Raw genomic sequence first — 17,516 nt, forward strand, 5'->3', positions numbered from 1 at the left:
CTCGGCCGGGTCGATCACGTCGTCGATCTCGAAGGCGCGGGCGACGTTGAACGCGGTGACGTGCTCCTGGTCGCCCGCGCGGTGCTGGCCGCGACGCTGGCGGCGGCCGGGCCCGACGGGTTCACCGGCAGCGGACGCGTCGTCGACACCTGGTAGCGCCCAACCCGATTGCGCAACCGCCGGTAAACGCACGGCGGCCGCAATACGCTAACGGCATGTCAGCCGCTCTGCGTAGTCCGAAGGTCGTCGTCCTCGGCGGTGGGTCCTGGGGCACCACCGTCGCCTCCATCTGCGCGCGGCGCGGACCGACGCTGCAGTGGGTGCGGTCGGCCGAGACGGCCGCGGACATCAACACCAACCGCCGCAACGCCCGCTACCTCGGCGACGAGGTGGTGCTGTCGGAGACGCTGCGCGCCACCACCGACTTCTCCGAGGCCGCCCAGAGCGCCGACGTGATCGTGATGGGGGTGCCCTCGCACGGCTTCCGCGGCGTGCTCACCGAGCTGGCCGCCGAACTGCGGCCCTGGGTGCCGGTGGTGTCGCTGGTCAAGGGCCTCGAGCAGGGCACCAACCTGCGGATGTCGCAGATCGTCGAGGAGGTGCTGCCCGGGCACCCGGCCGGCATCCTGGCCGGGCCCAACATCGCCCGGGAGGTGGCCGAGGGGTTCGCCGCCGCGGCGGTGCTGGCCATGCCCGACCAGCACCTCGCCGCCAACCTGGGGAACCTGTTCCGCACCAAGCGGTTCCGCACCTACACCACCGACGATGTGGTCGGGGTGGAGATGGCCGGGGCGCTCAAGAACGTCTACGCGATCGCGGTGGGCATGGGTTACTCGCTGGGGATCGGGGAGAACACCCGCGCGATGGTGATGGCCCGCGCGGTGCGGGAGATGTCCAAGCTCGGGGAGGCGATGGGCGGGCAGCGCGACACCTTCGCCGGGCTGGCTGGGATGGGCGATCTCATCGTCACCTGCACCAGCAAACGCAGCCGCAACCGGCACGTCGGCGAGCAGCTCGGCTCCGGCAAGACTGTCGAGGAGATCATCGCCGCGATGAACCAGGTCGCCGAGGGCGTGAAGGCCGCCAGCGTGGTCATGGAGTTCGCCAACGAATACGGGCTGAACATGCCGATTGCGCGGGAGGTCGACGGCGTGGTCAACCACGGCTCCACAGTCGAGCAGGCCTACCGCGGGCTGATCGCCGAAACCCCCGGCCATGAGGTGCACGGCAGCGGGTTCTGACCGCTCACCGGCCCCGCAGCGGCAGCCGGACCCGAAATGCGGTGCGTCCGCCGCCGGACTCGGCGGCCACCACGCCGCGGTGCGCCTCGATGATGGCGGCCACGATGGGCAACCCCAGCCCGCTGCCCTTGGCGGTCCGGGACCGGGACACGTCGGCCTGTACGAACCGGTCGAACAGGTGCGGCAACAGCTCGGCATCGATGTCGGGCCCGTCGTCGGTGACGGTGAGCTCGACCCAGCCGCCGTCGACGACCACGGCGGTGTGGACCGTCACCCCGGCCGGGGTGTGCAGCCGGGCGTTGGACAACAGGTTGGAGACCAACTGGTGGATCCGGTGGCGGTCCCCGCGAATCCACACCGGTTCGTCGGGAAGGCCGGTGGTCCAGGTGTGCTCGGGGCCGGTCACCGCCGCGTCGTGGACCGCGTCGATCACCAGATCGCCCAGGTCGATGTCCTCGGTGCGCAGATCCTGCCCCTCATCGAGTCGGGAGAGCAGCAACAAGTCCTCCACCAACATCACCATCCGGTGGGCTTCGGCCTCGATGCGGGCCAGGGAGTATTCGCTGTTGGGCGGCAGTTGCGCGCTGTCCTGGCGGGTCAGTTCGGCATAGCCCTGGATCACCGCCAGCGGCGTGCGCAGTTCGTGGCTGACGTCGGCGAGGAACCGCCGCATCCGCCGGTCGGCGGCGGCCAGGTCGGCCAGCGCCGCGTCGACGTTGTCCAGCAGGCGGTTCAGGGTGGAGCCCACGATGCCGACCTCTTCGGGGTCGGTGGGCTCCACCGGCACCCGGGCGGTGATCCGCCGGTCCGGGTCGGCCAGCGGCAGCGCCGCCACATCCGCGGCGGTGGCCGCGACCCGGCGCAACGGCCGCAGTGCGTAGCCGACGACCAGGATCGCCCCCAGCGCGGTCGCGGCCAACGCGATCAGGAAGATCACGACGGTGACGACGACTTTGACCGCCAGCAGCTGGTCGGACGATTTCAGCGACACCGCCGACACCAGCCGGTGGCCGTCGACGGTGCGGCTCTGCACCCGGTAGGAGCCGTCCGAGTCGAGACCGACCGTGCGCGCCGGTCCGTCCACCCAGTGCTGGGCTTCCAGTGCGGCGATCACCGCCGGTTCGGCGGGCTGAGCCGCCCCGTCGGAGAACACCGCCGATCCCAGCACCCGATCCCCGTCGAGCACCGCGATCAGGTTGCCCGGGGCCTGCCCGACGAAGTGGGTCAGCTGTTCGGGGGTGGCCTGCCCGCGGTTGTCGGCGTAGGCGTGACTGAAGGCGGCCAACGACCGGGCAAGCTCGGCGTCGGTGATCGCGGTGACGCTGCTGCGCAGACTCAGCACCGAGAACAGCCCCACTGCCAGCAGGGCGGTGCTGACCACCGCGCACACCCCGATGACCAGTTGCGAGCGAAGCGAACGGGGCCGCCACCACGGCGCGGCGCGGGTCATCGCGGGGGCCGTAGCAGGTAGCCGACCCCGCGGACGGTGTGGATCATCGGCTCCCGCTCGGCGTCGATCTTCTTGCGCAGATAGGAGATGTACAGGTCGACGATGCCGGTCCGGCCGTTGAAACCGTAATTCCAGACCTGTTCGAGAATCTCGGTACGGCTCAACGCCCGGTTCGGGTTTCGCATCATGAACCGCAGAAGATCGAATTCTGTTGCCGTGAGTGCGATCTCGACATCGTTCCGGCTGACCTCTCGGCTGGCGCTGACCAGAATCAACTCACCGACCGTGAGTACCTCGTCGGCCGGGGTCGCCATCCGGTCGGACCGGCGCAGCAGTCCGCGCAGGCGCGCCACCAACTCTTCGAGGCTGAACGGCTTGGTCATGTAGTCGTCGGCGCCGGCCGTCAGGCCCGCGACCCGGTCCATCACCGAATCGCGGGCGGTGAGAAACAAGATCGGCGTGTAGGTTTCGGCTTCGCGCACCCGCGCCAGCACTCTGAGCCCGTCGATGTCGGGCAGCATGATGTCGAGCACCAGCACATCCGGTCCGATGTCGGCCATCTTCCGGAACGCGTCCTGGCCGTCGTGGGCGACGTCGACCTGCCACCCCTCGTAGCGCAGTGCGCGTTCGACCAGATTGGTCAACTCCGGTTCGTCATCGACGAGCAATACCCGGATCGGCGAGCCGTCGGCGCGCCGCATCGGAGGCAACTGACCCAGGATCGCCTGCCGTGGGCCCGGAACGTACCCACCCTGCGTCGTCGCCATGACCACATTCTGCGGTGACGAAACCTCCAACTGCCATTTCGTTCACGAAGAATTCACGTTCGGCGGTCGAGATGTGGCCGTCGTCACCACTTCCATATGAGTTTTCTATGCAACTGGATTCCCGGTTTGCGGCTGCGGATTCGCATTGCCTAACGTCGCACCCGAAATCCCGCATAAAGGGTTGGCTTGCAATCGAATTCATATACGCTCGGGAGCATCTCATTCAGACACTGAACGATCCGGTCGCGACAATCGGTCGGCCCACGTCTCCCCCCGATCGGCTGCGCCCGATCCTTCGCTATGACCTGCCCGCCTCGCTGGTCGTCTTCCTGGTGGCCTTACCGCTGTCGCTGGGAATCGCCATCGCCTCCGACGCCCCGGTGCTGGCCGGCCTGATCTCCGCCATCGTCGGCGGTGTGGTGGGCGGCGCACTGGGCGGCTCGGTCGTGCAGGTCAGCGGCCCGGCCGCCGGCCTGACCGTGATCGTCGCGGGCCTGGTCGCCGAGTTCGGTTGGGCGGTCACCTGTGCGATCACCGCGGCGGCCGGCGTGGTGCAGGTGCTGTTCGGGTTGAGCCGGGTGGCCCGGTTCGCGCTGGCCATCTCCCCGGTCGTGGTTCAGGCGATGCTCGCCGGCATCGGGATCACAATCGCCTTGCAGCAGGCGCATGTGCTGCTCGGGGGGTGGTCGCGCAGCTCGGCGTGGGAGAACCTGACCGCGCTGCCCGCTCAGCTCGCTTCGGTCGAGGTCGCCAGCCTGGTGCTGGGGGCGCTGGTCATCGCCACCATGCTCGGGTGGCGGTGGGTGCCGGGCCGGCTGGGGCAGTTGCCGAGTCCGCTGGTCGCCGTCGTCGGGGTGACCTTGCTGTCGGTGCTGGTGCCGCTGGACGTCGCGCGGATCCGGCTCGACGGCTCGCTGCTGGACGCCGTGCAGCTACCGAGCCTGCCCGACGGGCAGTGGGGCGCGGTGGCGGTCGGGGTGATGACCGTCGCCCTGATCGCCAGCATCGAGAGCCTGCTGTCGGCGGTCGCCGTCGACCGGATGCACACCGGCCCGCGCACCAATGTCGATCGTGAACTGGTGGGTCAGGGGTCTGCGAACATCGCGGCCGGGATGCTCGGCGGGTTGCCGATCACCGGGGTGATCGTGCGCAGCGCGACCAACGTGGGCGCGGGCGCGCGCTCCCGCGCTTCGACGATTCTGCACGGCTGCTGGGTGCTGCTGTTCGCGCTGCCGTTCTGCGCGCTGATCGAGCGGGTTCCGACCGCGGCGCTGGCGGGGCTGTTGATCGTCATCGGGCTGCGGCTGGTCAAGCCCGCCGAGATCCGCTCCGCCGAGCGGACCGGCAACATGTCGGTCTATCTGGTCACCGTGTTCGGGGTGGTGTTCGTCAACCTGCTCGCCGGGGTGGTGATCGGCCTGGTGTTGGCGATCACGCTGACCGGCTGGCGGGTGGTGCGCGTCCGGGTCACCGCAGAGCCCGTCGGCGACGAGCGCTGGCTGGTGCGGATCGAAGGCGCGTGCACCTTTTTGTCGCTGCCCCGGCTCACCGCGGTGCTGGGCGCACTGCCCGCCGGCAGCACGGTCACACTGGAGCTGTCGGTGATCTTCATCGACCACGCCGCGCAGGAGGCGATCGCCGACTGGCAGCGGCAGCACGCCGCGCTGGGCGGCACCGTCCGCCGCGCCGACCGTGCCGGGGTGGCGGTCAGTCGGTTTCGATGCTGATGTGTAGCCGCTTGCCGCACGCCTCGGCAAGCCGCTTGAGGGTGTCGATGCCCGGCGTGCGCGACCCGCTCTCGTAGGAGGCGATCGCCGACTGGCTCGTCCCCATCGCGTCGGCCAGATCCGATTGGGTCAGGCCGGCGCCGGCGCGGGTGACGTAGACCAGCTGGCCGAGGTTGGTCGACCAGCCGGCGTCGCGATACGCCGAGTCGTAGAATTCCGGTTCGGGCTGGGTCATGACGACCCCCTTTATCGTCGACGGCACACAATACCGCCAGCATATCTAGTTAGATATATTTTGGCTAGGGTTTCTCCGTTAAATACCCTGCTCAGCGCCGCTTGCGCCCGGGCTCGGGTAGCTGCGCGTCGCGAATGCAGAATGAGGTAGCAAAAACGCGGAATCCACCGCCCAGGAATGTGCATTCGCGAACAATTTCGTCGATCGTGCGGTAATGGCGCGATCCGCACCCCACACCGCAGCCGCCCAAAACCGTCGGCGCCGCCGCCGGGTTACGAGCGCGCCATCTCCTCGAGGCGGCGGATCCGGTCGGCGATCGGCGGGTGGGTGGAGAACATGGCGCCGAGGCGCTCGCCGGCGCGGAACGGGTTGGCGATCATCAGGTGCGACTGGTTGGCGAACTCCGGCTCCGGCGGCAGCGGCGCGGCCTGCACCCCCGCGGAGATCTTGCGCAACGCGGAGGCCAGGGCGAGCGGGTCACCAGTGAGCTCCGCACCGGACTGGTCGGCCTGGTACTCGCGGGACCGGGAGACCGCCATCTTGACGACGGTGGCCGCGATCGGGCCGAGCAGCGACACCAGCAGCAGCCCGAACGGGTTGGAGCCTTCCCGGTTGCCGCCGAACATCCCGGCGAACATCGCCATGTTGGCCAGACCGGTGATGATCGAGGCCAGCGCCCCGGCCACACACGAGATCAGGATGTCGCGGTTGTAGACGTGGGAGAGCTCGTGGCCGAGCACCGCGCGCAGCTCCCGCTCGTCGAGGATGTCGAGGATCCCGGTGGTGCAGCACACCGCGGCGTTGCGCGGGTTGCGTCCGGTGGCGAACGCGTTGGGGGCGTTGGTGTCGCTGATGTACAGCCGCGGCATGGGCTGGTGGGCGACGGTGGCCAGCTCCCGCACGATCTTGTACATGACCGGGGCCTGCACCTCGGTGACCGGCTGGGCGCGCATCGCGCGCAGCGCCAGCTTGTCGCTGTTGAAGTAGGAGTAGAAGTTCATGCCGACGGCGAGGAGCACCGCGATCCACATCGCGGTACGGCCGAACATCGATCCGACGGCGACGATCAGCCCGGACATCACCACCAGCAGGGCGAACGTTTTGAACGTGTTGTGGTGTGGATGCCAGGTCATCGGCTGCCTCCTTGCGAACCTTCCGCTGGGTTAACGCGGTCGGGGGCGCGGAGGTTCCGTGGCTCAACCGTGGCGGGTCACCGTGTAGTCGACCAGGGTGGCCAGCGCGTCGCGGCCGGCGCCCGCGGGCAGCAGCGCCAGCTCGTCGCGGGCGCGCTGGGCGTAGCCGGCCACCGTCTGCTTGGCGCGGTCCATGCCCGGGGAGCGCCGCAGCAAGGTCAGGGCCTCCTCGACGCGGGCGTCGTCATCGTCGAGGGGGCGGACCAGCAGCTCACGCAGCCGGTCGGCGTCGGGCCCGGACTCGTCGAGGGCGTAGAGGACCGGCAGGGTGTGCACGCCTTCGCGCAGGTCGGTGCCGGGCAGCTTGCCCGACTCGTCGGGGTCGCTGGCGATGTCGATGATGTCGTCGGAGATCTGGAAGGCGGTGCCGACGATGCCGCCCAACCGGGACAGCCGCTCCACCTGCTCGGCGTCGGCGCCGGAGAACGTCGCGCCGAACCGGCCCGACGCCGCGATCAGGCAGGCGGTCTTCTCGTAGACCACCTTCAGGTAGTGCTCGACGGGGTCGGTGCCCGCGGCCGGGCCGCGGGTCTCGCGCATCTGACCGGTGACCAGTTCGGCGAACGTCTCGGCGATCACCCGCACCGCGTCGGGGCCCAGCCGCGACACCAGCCGCGAGGCGGTGGCGAACAGGTAGTCCCCGGCCAGGATCGCGATGCTGTTGCTCCAGCGGGCGTTGGCGCTCTGCGCGCCGCGCCGCAGCTCCGCATCGTCCATCACGTCGTCGTGGTACAGGGTGGCCAGGTGCACCAGCTCGATCACCGCGCCGGCCACCGTCACCTGCCAGGCGTCGGGCTCGGGGCCCAGCTGGGCGGCGAGCACGGTGAACAGCGGACGGAACCGTTTGCCGCCGGCCTCGAACAGGTGCAGCACCGCCTCGGTCATCAACGCGTCGGCGCCGCGCAGCTCGGTGTCCATCAGCTGCTCGATACGGTCCACCCCGTCGCGCACGCCGGCGGCGAAAGCGGGGTCGCCCAGGTCGACGCCCGCGACCACGTTCACCGGTGTGTTCACGGCTCCAACATACTGGGGAGCCATGAGCACCTCCCAGCCCGGAGCCGCCGACACCGATGTCCTGGTGATCGGCGCCGGACCGGCCGGGTCGGCGGCGGCGGCGTGGGCCGCCCGCGCCGGCCGTGACGTCCTGGTGGTCGACGCCGCGACCTTCCCCCGCGACAAGGCGTGCGGGGACGGGCTGACCCCGCGGGCGGTCGTCGAGCTGGAGCGCCTCGGGCTGACCGGCTGGCTCGACGAGCACGTGCGGCACCGCGGGCTGCGGCTGCACGGCTACGGCGGTTCGGTCCAGGTGGACTGGCCGGGCCCGTCCTTCCCGACGACCGGTAGCGCCGCGCCGCGCACCGAACTCGACGACCGCATCCGGCGCACCGCCGAAGAATCGGGGGCGCGAATGCGATTGGGCGCCAAGGCCGCCGGCGTGCAGCACGACGTAGCCGGGCGCGTGCGTTCGGTATCGCTGGCCGACGGAACCGAAATACGGTGCCGGACACTGATCGTGGCCGACGGCGCGCGTTCGCCGCTGGGGCGCAAGCTGGGTCGCCAATGGCACCAGCAGACCGTCTACGGGGTGGCGGCGCGCGGCTACCTGGCCTCCCCCCGCCACGACGAGCCGTGGCTGACCTCGCATCTGGAGCTGCGCTCCCCGGAGGGGGCGGTGCTGCCCGGCTACGGCTGGATCTTCCCGCTGGGCAACGGTGCGGTGAACATCGGCGTGGGGGCGCTGTCGACCACCAAACGCCCCGCCGAACTGGCGTTGCGGCCGTTGATGTCCTACTACGCCGACCTGCGGCGCGAGGAGTGGGAATTCGTCGGCGCGCCGCAGAAGATGCTCTCGGCGCTGCTGCCGATGGGCGGCGCGGCCTCCGGGGTGGCCGGCCCGAACTGGATGCTGATCGGCGACGCCGCCGCCTGCGTCAACCCGCTCAACGGGGAGGGCATCGACTCCGGGCTGGAAAGCGGGCGGCTGGCCGCCGAACTGCTCGACGAAGCCGACTTCCGTGCGCTGTGGCCGCAGGTGCTGCAGCAGCACTACGGGCGCAGCTTCTCCATCGCCCGCCGGCTGGCCCTGCTGCTGACGTTCAAGCGGTTCCTGCCAGCCACCGGGCCGGTCGCGATGCGCTCGGCGGCGCTGATGGAGCTGGCGGTGCGGGTGATGGCCAACCTGGTGACCGACGACGACGCCGACCTGGTGGCCCGGGCCTGGCGCGGCAGCGGCGCGGTGTCGCGCCTGATCGACCGCCGCCCGCCGTTCAGCTGACGCCGCCCACAAACCGTCATATCAAGACCATTGACATATATCAGGGCGATTGATATATGTAGTGGTCATGACCGAGTCTGCAGATTTCGAGTTCGAAACCGCCTACCGCGGTGAGTCCGACCAATTCGGCCGGGGCGCCAAACCGCCCTGGAGCATCGGCGAACCGCAACCGGAGTTGGCCGCGCTCATCGACCAGGGCAAGTTCCGCGGCGACATCCTCGACGTCGGCTGCGGGGAAGCCGCGATCTCCCTTCATCTGGCCGAACGCGGCTACACCACCGTCGGGCTGGACCTGTCCCCCACCGCCATCGAGCTGGCGCGTCGCGAAGCCGACCGGCGCGGTCTGACCAGCGCCACCTTCGACGTCGCCGACGTCAGCGACTTCACCGGCTACGACGGCCGCTTCGGCACCATCGTCGACAGCACCCTGTTCCACTCGATCCCGGTGGAAGCCCGCGACGGCTACCAGCGGTCCATCGTCCGGGCCGCCGCGCCCGGGGCGTCGTATTTCGCGTTGGTCTTCGACAAGGCCGCCGTCCCGGAGGGGCCACCGTTCGCGGTGACCGCCGACGAACTGCGCGCCGTGGTCGAGAAGCACTGGGTGATCGACGAGATCAAACCGGCCCGGCTGCACGCGGTGTTCCCCGACGAGTTCCCCGGATTCGGCGGCGTTCCGCTGCGTGACGAGCCGGGTGGCCGCAAGTCGGCGGCGGGCTGGCTGCTCACGGCGCACCTGGGTTGAGTGCCATGCCCGAGATCGCGCTGCCGGCCTGGCTCAAGCCGATGAACAAGGTCATGGTGGCGATGCAGAAACTCGGCATCACCGCCGGCCCAGTCACCGTGTTGACGGTGCCCGGGCGCACGTCGGGCCGGCCGCGCAGCACCCCGATGACCCCGTTCACCGTCGACGACCGGCTCTACGGCGTGGCCTTCCCCGGCGCCGACTGGGCCAGCAACGCCCGCGCGGCCGGGGCGGGCACCCTGACCCGGGGACGCAAGTCCCGGCGGGTGCAGATCGTGGAACTGTCCGTCCAGGAGGCGCGACCGGTGCTGCGGGAGTTCCCCGCGCAGGTCCCGGTCGGCGTCGGGTTCATGAAACGCGCCGGGTTGATCCGGGCGGGCACCCCCGCCGAGGTCGAGGCACTCGCCGGGCGGTGCCCGGTGTTCCGGTTCGACTCCCCGGCGGCGCACTGACCGATCAGCGGGCCGGCTTGGTGGCGGCGTGCAGCGCCACGATGCCGCCGGTGAGGTTGCGCCAGCGCACGTCGGTCCAGCCCGCTGCGGCGATGGTGCGCGCCAGTGCCGGCTGGTCAGGCCAGGCCCGGATCGATTCGGCCAGATAGCGGTAGGCCTCGGGGTTGCTGGAGACCGCGTCGGCCATCGCGGGCAGCGCCCGCATCAGATACTCCTTGTAGACGGTGGCGAAGGGCCGGCTGGTCGGGGTGGAGAACTCACAGACCACCAGCCGACCGCCGGGCCGGGTGACCCGCGCCAGCTCCGCCAGCCCGCGCGGGTGGTCGGCGACGTTGCGCAGCCCGAAGCTGATCGTGACCGCGTCGAACACCCCGTCGGCGAACGGCAGCGCGGTGGCGTCGGCGGCGATCCGAGGCACGTCGCGGCCCGCGCCGGCGGCCAGCATCCCCACCGAGAAATCGGCGGCGACACAGCGCGCCCCGGAGCGCGCCAGCTCCACCGTCGAGACCGCGGTGCCCGCCGCCAGGTCCAGCACGGTGTCCCCGGGCCCGATGCGCAGCGCCGCGCGGGTGGCCCGCCGCCAGGACCGGTCCAGCCCCAGCGACATCACGGTGTTGGTCAGGTCGTAGCGCCGCGCCACCGCGTCGAACATCGACGCCACTTCGCGGGGATCCTTCTGCAACGTCGCACGGCTCACCGCCTCGACGCTACCGGGTCGGGCCTGCCGCGACAGCCCGGTAGTGGTCGATCAGCTCGGCGTAGACCGTGGGCCGGTTCGGCGGCCAGAAGTAGACCCGCGGCACCCCGCCGGCGGCCAGGCATTCCAGCGCCGGCGCGGACGGGGCCAGGGTGCGGTCGGCGCAGCCGTGCAGGTGCCGCAGCCACACCCGGCCCGGGTGCGAGCCGGCCGGGCCGGGCTGGCACACCGCCACCGTCGGCACGCCCAGGCGCCGCGCGACCCGCAAACCGCCGTAGCCGAGCAGCCCGGGGCTGGCCACATGCACCACGTGGGGCCGGAATCCGCGCAGCACGCCCAGCAGCCGCGGGCGGGGCAGGCCGTGCAGGGCGCCGTCGCGGCCGCGCAGCACCGGCACCCGGTGCACCCGGATGCCGTCGTGGACACGGTCGGCGCGCCGCTGCCCGCGCGGGTTGTCCGGTGCGACCACCAGCACCTCGTGGTCGTCGTCGCGCAGCCGGTCGATCAGCTGCAACACCGAATCGCTGACCGGGTCGCGCTGGGGTGGGAAACTCTCGGTGATGATCGCCACACGCATAATGCCGATGTTCGGTGGCGGGAATGTCGATAAGGTTGCCGGACGGCATACGGGGTGCGACCGGTTGCGAAGCATCCCGTGTCCGGCGACGACGCAGACAGCGACGAAGAGAGGTATTGGCATGCGGTACCTGTGGGCGGCAGTCGTGGTTGCGCTGGGTTGCCTGGTCATCGGGCCAGCGCACGCCGACGCCGCACCGGCGACCACGGTGACCGCCGACGGGTTCAGCGTGCTGCTGGGCTCGCCCGACGCGCCGGTGCAACTGGAGATCTTCTGCGAGCCGCAGTGCCCGGTCTGCGCCCAGTTCGAGGACGCCTCCGGCGGTGCGCTGGCCCACCGGATCGGCAGCGGCGAGCTCGCGGTGACCTACCGCTGGCTGACCTTCCTGGACCAGAAACGCGGCACCGACAAGTCCGACCGGATCGCCAACGCGCTCATCCTGGCGGCCGATCCGACCACCGCGCCGACCGCCTACCAGGGTTTCGTCAACGAGATCTACCGCCAGCAGGACCCGCACAGCCCCCGGCCCAACGCCGCCGAGCTGGCCACGATGGCCGCCCGCAGCGGCGTGGGCGGGATGGCGATCGCCCGCATCGCCATCGACCTGCCCGCGGTGGACACCGCCGCGATGAACGCCGCCAACATGGAGCGGCTCAAGCAGGTCAACCCGGACAACCCGGGCACGCCCACGGTGTACAACCTCGGCACCCACACCGTGGTGGACGCTCAGGATCCCGGCTGGCTCGACGCCCTCTTCGCGTCGTAGCGGTCCACCCAGGTCTCGGCCAGCGCCAGCAGCCCCAGCAGCGCCGCGGCCACCAGCCAGCCCAGCACCGCGACGGAGCCGGCCGGGATGACCGCCAGCCGGGCGTTGCGGTCCTGCACCCGGACCAGGTCGGGGTTGGATTTGGCGTATTCGACGTAGATTCGCATGCCGGTGGCCAACTCCGAGGGGTAGAGCACCCCGAGTTCGGGCCGGTAGGTGATGCGGTCGGGGGTGACGAACTCGATCGTCGAGCGCCGCGGCCCGGCGTTGAGCACCTCGGCCTGCGCCACCCCCCTGTCGTGTTCGATGGTCAGGTCGTTGCGCCAGGCGCCGGCCACCAGCAGCACCGACTGCAAGGTGACCACGCCCGCGAGAATGAGCACCGTGATCCGCGACCAGCGCAGCGCCCGTCGTCCCCAGGTGTTGGGCCCGGCCACCGCGCGGCCGTGAATGAGGATGCGGCCCACCGTTTTTGCGCGCACGATCAGCCGCGCCAGGCGCCGGTCGACGCTCACAGCGCCGCCTTGATGGCGGCGTGCAGAGCGCGCAGCGAGGATCGGTCGGCCTTGACCTCCAGCACCCGCAGGCCGGCCGCGGGCTCGGCGAGAGCGGCAGGCAGCTCGGCGATCTCGAGCTGACGGGAGTCCACGTGGTAGGCGCGGCACAACGCGCCCACGTCGACGTCGTGCGGGGTGCCGAAGATCCGCGAGGACACGTCGTGGAATCGGGGGTCGCCCTGTTCGAGCAGTTCGAAGATGCCCCCGCCGTTGTCATTGGAGACCACAATGGTCAGCTGCTGGGGGGTCGGCTCGGTCGGCCCGATGAGCAGCCCGGAGCTGTCGTGGACGAAGGTCAGGTCCCCGATGAGCGCGAGCGTGCGTCCGCCGGTGGCACGTTCATGCGCCAGCGCCGCACCGATCGCGGTCGACACGGTGCCGTCGATGCCGGCGACCCCGCGGTTGGAGCGCACGGTGATGCCGGTGGCGTCCAGCCCGACCAGGGCGGCATCGCGCACCGGGTTGGAGGCTCCGAGCACCAGCTGGTCCCCGGGGCGCAGCGCGTCGGCCACCGCCGCGGCGACGTGCAGTCCGGTGGTCAGCGGATGGTCGGCCAGCTGGCTGCGCACCGCACGCACCGCGTCGGTGTGCAGCGCCGCGCAGCGGCGCAGCCAGGCCGGGTCCGGGGTGCCGGCGAGGACGGCGCGGGTGCCGGTGGCCCGGGAGTTGCCCGACACGTCCGGCCAGCGCGGCCCGGTGGTCAGCGCGTACACCGCCACGGTGGGGTCGGCCAGCAGCGCCGAGACCGGCCGGTGCAGGGTGGGCCGGCCGAGCATGATCACCTGCTGCGGGCGCAGCAGCGGCAGGGCCAGCGGGTGCAGCGGGGTGGCCGGCGGCGGCGCGGTGGGTTCGGCGACGGTGGGCAGCGCCGCGAGGTTCGGGTGGATTCCGGCGCCGTGTCCGGCGATGACGACGGTGTCGGCGGTGACGTCGATCGGCAGTGGTTGGTCGAAGCTGACCGGCGGGGAGTCGGTCCAGGGCCGGCCGCCGGGCCGGCCGGCCGGGAGGTCGCCGTGGTCGTCGGTGTCGGGCACCAGTGGTTCGCGCAGCGGGATGTCGAAGTGCACCGGGCCGGCGTTGGCGGTGCGGGCGCCGGTGGCCGCGGCCAGCACCCGGCAGGTCGCCGAGCGCCAGGTGGCGTTGAGGGCGTCCAGCCGTTCCGGGGCGTCTTCGGCCAGCCCCAGGCTGACGGTGGCGCGCAGCTGGGTGCCGAAGTAGCCGAGCTGCTCCATGGTCTGGTTGGCGCCGGTGCCGAGCAGTTCGTAGGGCCGGTTGGCGCTCAACACGATCAGCGGGACCCGCGCGTAGTTGGCCTCCACCACCGCCGGGCCGAGGTTGGCCACCGCGGTGCCCGACGTCATCGCCACGCACACCGGCGCCCCGGCGGCCGCCGCGAGGCCGACCGCGAGGTAACCGGCGGTGCGCTCGTCGATGCGCACGTGCAGCCGCAGCCGCCCGGCGGTGTCGGCGTCGGCCAGCGCGAAGGCCAGCGGCGCGTTGCGCGAGCCCGGGCAGAGCACGACGTCGCGCACCCCGCCGCGGATCAGTTCGTCGACGACGACGCGCGCCTGAGCCGTCGAGGGATTCACCACCGGTATAGCCTAAGGCGTGACGGAGAACACCGGCCGACGCTCGGGATCGGGCGCCCGGGTGCAGGCTGAGGGCGCGCCGGTTCTTCCTGGGGCTATCTCGGGCTATTTCGTGGCGGCGAAGAACTCCAGCGCCGCGGCGTTGACCGCCTCGGGCGCTTCGATGAAGCCGAGGTGCCCGGTGTCGGGGATCTCCCGGTAGCGCCCGTTGGGGAGGGCGTCGGCGACCTCGCGGCTCAGATGCGGCGGCAGCACGACGTCGTCGGCGAAGCCGAGCACCAGTACCGGCTGGCGGATCGCGGTGTAGGCGGGCAGCCGGTTGGTCTCCGGGGCCACACCGAGTTGGCAGCGCAGTCCGGGGGTGCGCGGGGTGGGCCACATGGTGAACATGGCGATCCAGTCGGCGACCGCGTCGTCGTTGTTCAGCGTTTTCGGTGAAAAGCTCTCCAGCAGGCGGATTTTGGCGCCGTACTCGGCGGGGAGCTGCACGTCGGTGTCGGCCAGCTGCTTTTCGGCGGACCGGAAGAAGGTGCGCGCGGCGTCCTCCCGCCCACGGGTGGCCATCAGCACCGCCGAGTGCACCAGTTCGGGGCGGGCCAGCATCAACTCCTGGGCGATGTAGGCACCCATCGAGACGGCCACGATGCGCACCGGGCCGCCGACCACGTTTTCGATCAGCGCGGCGGTGTCGGCGACCATGGTCTCGGTGGTGAACCCGTCGGCGTTGGCGGTGGCGCCGATGCCGCGGTTGTCGAAGGTGATGACGCGGTAGCCGGCGAACAGGAACGCCTTCGCTTGGAACAGGTGCCAGCCGCGGCCCGCGCCGCCACTACCCGCGATGAACAGCACCGGCTCGCCGGTGCCACGGTCGTCGTAGGCGAGGTTGGTCACGGTGGTGACGCTACGCGACCATGCCCCCCTGCTCCCACCGCCGCCCCACCGCGTCCCCGCCGCCTCGACCGTGAAGCCATGTTCACACTCGGCGCCGAACGTGAACATGGCTTCACGTCGGGTGGGCGCGCGACCAGGTGGGCGGTTCTACAGCTTCTTGACCCCGCGCACGATCCGGTAGAACGGGCCGGTGGCCGCCAAGCCGTTGCGCAGGCTGCGTTGCATCAGGCTGAAATTGGTCAGCACCAGGTAGCGCACGCCGCGGTCGCGCCATTCGGCGGCTTGTTCGAGGGCTTCGCCGACGGTGCCGACCAGCCCCATATCGTGCATGACCGCCGGGGTCACCCCCTTGGCGTAGGAGAGCGCGGTCTGCTCGTCCCACTCCTGGGGCAACAGGTCCTGCGCACCGGCGAAGCCCACCCCCAGCGGATGCTGCGCGTCATGCGCGGCGAAGAACTCATCGGAGGCTGTGAGGGTGCCGGCTTTGAGGATCTCCGAGTCGAGTGCCTCATCGACCTCGGCGGTGGAACGCCCGGTGACGACCCCGATCCACTTGGCCGGCAGCACCGACATCGGGTCGCGGCCGGCGTCGGAGGCCGCCGCGCGGACAGCGTCGAGCCCGGCGGCGTACTCGGTCGGAGTTTGTGGAAAGGCCGGAAAATAGGCATCGCCGTAGCGGCCGGCGGCACGCAGCATCCGCGGGCCGTGGGCCCCGATCCACAGCTGCGGCCGGGTCCCGCGGTACGGCGGCAACGCGAACATCGCGTTGCGCAACGGAAAGTACGCCGACTCCCGGGTGACCGGTTCGCCGTTGCTGTCCCACAACGCCCGGATCGTGGCCAAGCCCTCTTCGAACCGGGCGACCGGCTTGGACCACTCGACGCCGTAGGGCTCGTTGCCTTCCCGCTCGCCCGGACCGATGCCCAAGATGGCGCGGCCGCGGCTGAGCAGATGCAGGGTCGCGGCGGCCTGCGCGGTGACCGCCGGGTTGCGCCGACCGGTGTCGGTCACGCCCACACCGAGTTTCAGCCGGGCGACCCGGTTACGCGCCGACACGCGACCCAACATGGTCCACGGCTCCAGGCACGCGTCGGCCGACGGGAGATACTTCGCCCACGCGCAATATTCGGGCCTCCACAGCGACCGCGGGAATAGCGCGTTGAGGTGATCGGGCACCCAGAATGAGTCGACCCGGCCGGCTGCCGCACCCAGGTAGCTGGCTCGGGTGAAGGTGTCGGCCGACGGGCGACCGGCGACGATCATGTCCATCACGCCTACCCGCATGCCAGCCATGCCGTTCAGGTTTCTCCGGCTTGTCGGCGGCAACTAGAGCAGGCGGCTACCCCAAAAGCGCGTGGCAGCGGGCGATCCGCTCCCACCACCAGTCCCGCCGCTGCGCCGGTGCGGCCAGTGCGGCCAGCCGGTCGCGATCCGGGGCGACCGCGCCGACCCGCAGGTGCCCGTCGACCGGGCCGCGTGTTTCGGCCACGTCCTCGGCGAACAGCCCGCCGGTGCCCAACCCGCAGGCATGCTCCAACGTGGGCAGGGCGGCCGCGGCAGCCAGTCCGATGCCGATGCCCACCGCCGAATCCAGCGCGCTGGAGACGACGACCGGGATGTCGATCTGCGCAGCGATGTCCAGCAGCGTGCGGACCCCGCCGAGCGGGGCGACCTTGAGGACGGCGACGTCGGCGGCGCGGGCACGGACCACCGCCAGCGGGTCGGCCGCTTTGCGGATGGCTTCGTCCGCGGCGATCGGGACGCCGATGCGCCGACGCAGTTCGGCCAGCTCGGCGACCGTGGCGCAAGGCTGTTCGAGGTATTCCAGGTCGCCGGACGCCGTCAGCGCGGCAGCCGCGGTGACGGCCTGCTCGATCGTCCAACCGCCGTTGGCGTCGACCCGCACCCGCGGCACCAGGGCGCGCACCGCCTCCACCCGGGCGACGTCGTCGGCCAGCGTCTGCCCGGGTTCGGCGACCTTGACCTTCGCGGTGTGCGCGCCGGGGAAGCGGGCCAGCACGTCGGGCACCTGCGCGGCCGGCACCGCCGGGACGGTGGCGTTGATCGCGATCGCGTCCCGAAGCGCCGGCGGCGGGCGCCGGTAGGCGGCCTCGATCGCGGCGGCCAGCCAGGGCGTCGCCTCGGCGTCGTCGTACTCGACGAAGGCGCCGAACTCGCCCCAGCCCTCGGGGCCCTCGATCAGGGCGACCTCGCGGGTGGTGATCCCGCGGAACCGCACCCGCATCGGCAACACGACGACGTGGGTGCGGTCCAGCAGGTCGTCGAGGGCCGGGTGCATGGGTCCATCGTGCCTGGCGAAGGGCCGGCCGGCGAGGTGGGACTGCCGCAATATTGCA

General features: G+C 71.2%; 17 protein-coding genes and 1 pseudogene. 6 read left to right on the forward strand and 12 right to left on the reverse strand.

Going from position 1 to position 17,516, the window contains the following annotated elements; translation table 11 throughout:
* Positions 1-215 precede the first annotated feature (215 nt).
* Positions 216-1,241: an NAD(P)H-dependent glycerol-3-phosphate dehydrogenase gene (locus tag A5643_RS04405; protein ID WP_066852335.1), complete on the forward strand. Its 1,026-nt coding sequence runs from the start codon at positions 216-218 to the stop codon at positions 1,239-1,241.
* A 4-nt stretch (positions 1,242-1,245) separates the two neighbouring features.
* Here the strand turns inward: A5643_RS04405 and A5643_RS04410 are convergent, their stop codons facing one another.
* On the reverse strand, positions 1,246-2,691 hold the full coding sequence (locus A5643_RS04410) for a sensor histidine kinase (protein WP_066852341.1): 1,446 nt from the start codon (positions 2,689-2,691) through the stop codon (positions 1,246-1,248).
* Positions 2,688-3,458 carry a response regulator transcription factor gene (locus tag A5643_RS04415; RefSeq protein ID WP_066852396.1) on the reverse strand — a complete coding sequence of 257 codons (771 nt, stop codon included), beginning with the start codon at positions 3,456-3,458 and terminating at the stop codon, positions 2,688-2,690. Before A5643_RS04415 ends, A5643_RS04410 begins: the two co-directional genes overlap by 4 nt.
* 251 nt (positions 3,459-3,709) lie before the next feature.
* Here A5643_RS04415 and A5643_RS04420 point away from each other — a divergent pair, with 251 nt between their 5' ends.
* Positions 3,710-5,185: a SulP family inorganic anion transporter gene (locus tag A5643_RS04420; protein ID WP_353612559.1), complete on the forward strand. Its 1,476-nt coding sequence runs from the start codon at positions 3,710-3,712 to the stop codon at positions 5,183-5,185.
* Here the strand turns inward: A5643_RS04420 and A5643_RS04425 are convergent.
* The 3 genes from A5643_RS04425 to grcC1 all read right to left on the reverse strand — a co-directional run bounded on the left by A5643_RS04425 (position 5,166) and on the right by grcC1 (position 7,627).
* On the reverse strand, positions 5,166-5,420 hold the full coding sequence (locus A5643_RS04425; RefSeq protein WP_066852343.1) for a helix-turn-helix domain-containing protein: 255 nt from the start codon (positions 5,418-5,420) through the stop codon (positions 5,166-5,168). The two genes, A5643_RS04420 and A5643_RS04425, sit on opposite strands and share 20 nt — an antisense overlap.
* A 272-nt stretch (positions 5,421-5,692) precedes the next feature.
* On the reverse strand, positions 5,693-6,553 hold the full coding sequence (htpX, locus tag A5643_RS04430; protein WP_066852344.1) for a zinc metalloprotease HtpX: 861 nt from the start codon (positions 6,551-6,553) through the stop codon (positions 5,693-5,695).
* A gap of 63 nt (positions 6,554-6,616) precedes the next feature.
* On the reverse strand, positions 6,617-7,627 hold the full coding sequence (grcC1, locus tag A5643_RS04435) for a nonaprenyl/(2E,6E)-farnesyl/geranylgeranyl diphosphat synthase (protein ID WP_066852346.1): 1,011 nt from the start codon (positions 7,625-7,627) through the stop codon (positions 6,617-6,619).
* A gap of 22 nt (positions 7,628-7,649) precedes the next feature.
* On the opposite strand from grcC1, the gene menJ reads away from it, so the two are divergent.
* The 3 genes from menJ to A5643_RS04450 all read left to right on the forward strand — a co-directional run bounded on the left by menJ (position 7,650) and on the right by A5643_RS04450 (position 10,082).
* Entirely contained in the window at positions 7,650-8,888 is a 1,239-nt protein-coding gene (gene menJ / locus A5643_RS04440; RefSeq protein ID WP_066852348.1) for a menaquinone reductase MenJ, read from the forward strand.
* A 67-nt stretch (positions 8,889-8,955) separates the two neighbouring features.
* Positions 8,956-9,630: a class I SAM-dependent methyltransferase gene (locus A5643_RS04445; protein WP_066852350.1), complete on the forward strand. Its 675-nt coding sequence runs from the start codon at positions 8,956-8,958 to the stop codon at positions 9,628-9,630.
* A gap of 5 nt (positions 9,631-9,635) precedes the next feature.
* On the forward strand, positions 9,636-10,082 hold the full coding sequence (locus tag A5643_RS04450; RefSeq protein ID WP_066852352.1) for a nitroreductase/quinone reductase family protein: 447 nt from the start codon (positions 9,636-9,638) through the stop codon (positions 10,080-10,082).
* 4 nt (positions 10,083-10,086) lie between these two features.
* Here the strand turns inward: A5643_RS04450 and A5643_RS04455 are convergent, their stop codons facing one another.
* Both A5643_RS04455 and A5643_RS04460 read right to left on the reverse strand, forming a co-directional pair.
* Entirely contained in the window at positions 10,087-10,779 is a 693-nt protein-coding gene (locus A5643_RS04455; protein WP_066852354.1) for a demethylmenaquinone methyltransferase, read from the reverse strand.
* 85 nt (positions 10,780-10,864) lie between these two features.
* A pseudogene (locus A5643_RS04460) lies at positions 10,865-11,356 on the reverse strand (glycosyltransferase); the annotation flags it as partial.
* Between the two features lie 121 nt (positions 11,357-11,477).
* On the opposite strand from A5643_RS04460, the gene A5643_RS04465 reads away from it, so the two are divergent.
* A complete protein-coding gene (locus A5643_RS04465; protein ID WP_066852358.1) occupies positions 11,478-12,122 on the forward strand; it encodes a thioredoxin domain-containing protein in 645 nt (214 codons plus the stop codon).
* On the opposite strand, the gene A5643_RS04470 is transcribed toward A5643_RS04465, so the two are convergent.
* The 5 genes from A5643_RS04470 to A5643_RS04490 form a co-directional block, all read right to left on the reverse strand.
* Complete coding sequence (locus tag A5643_RS04470) at positions 12,083-12,607, reverse strand: DUF3592 domain-containing protein (RefSeq protein WP_066852400.1); 525 nt, start codon at positions 12,605-12,607, stop codon at positions 12,083-12,085. The genes A5643_RS04465 and A5643_RS04470 overlap by 40 nt on opposite strands.
* Positions 12,608-12,633: 26 nt before the next feature.
* Complete coding sequence (menD, locus tag A5643_RS04475; RefSeq protein WP_066852360.1) at positions 12,634-14,268, reverse strand: 2-succinyl-5-enolpyruvyl-6-hydroxy-3-cyclohexene-1-carboxylic-acid synthase; 1,635 nt, start codon at positions 14,266-14,268, stop codon at positions 12,634-12,636.
* Between the two features lie 105 nt (positions 14,269-14,373).
* Positions 14,374-15,159: an alpha/beta fold hydrolase gene (locus tag A5643_RS04480; protein ID WP_066852362.1), complete on the reverse strand. Its 786-nt coding sequence runs from the start codon at positions 15,157-15,159 to the stop codon at positions 14,374-14,376.
* Positions 15,160-15,306: 147 nt separating this feature from the next.
* Positions 15,307-16,452, reverse strand: coding sequence for an LLM class flavin-dependent oxidoreductase (locus tag A5643_RS04485; RefSeq protein ID WP_066852364.1), 1,146 nt, complete (start codon positions 16,450-16,452; stop codon positions 15,307-15,309).
* Between the two features lie 46 nt (positions 16,453-16,498).
* Complete coding sequence (locus A5643_RS04490; protein ID WP_066852366.1) at positions 16,499-17,458, reverse strand: o-succinylbenzoate synthase; 960 nt, start codon at positions 17,456-17,458, stop codon at positions 16,499-16,501.
* Positions 17,459-17,516: the final 58 nt, after the last annotated feature.

Source organism: Mycobacterium sp. 1274756.6 (genome assembly GCF_001668625.1).
GTDB lineage: Bacteria > Actinomycetota > Actinomycetes > Mycobacteriales > Mycobacteriaceae > Mycobacterium.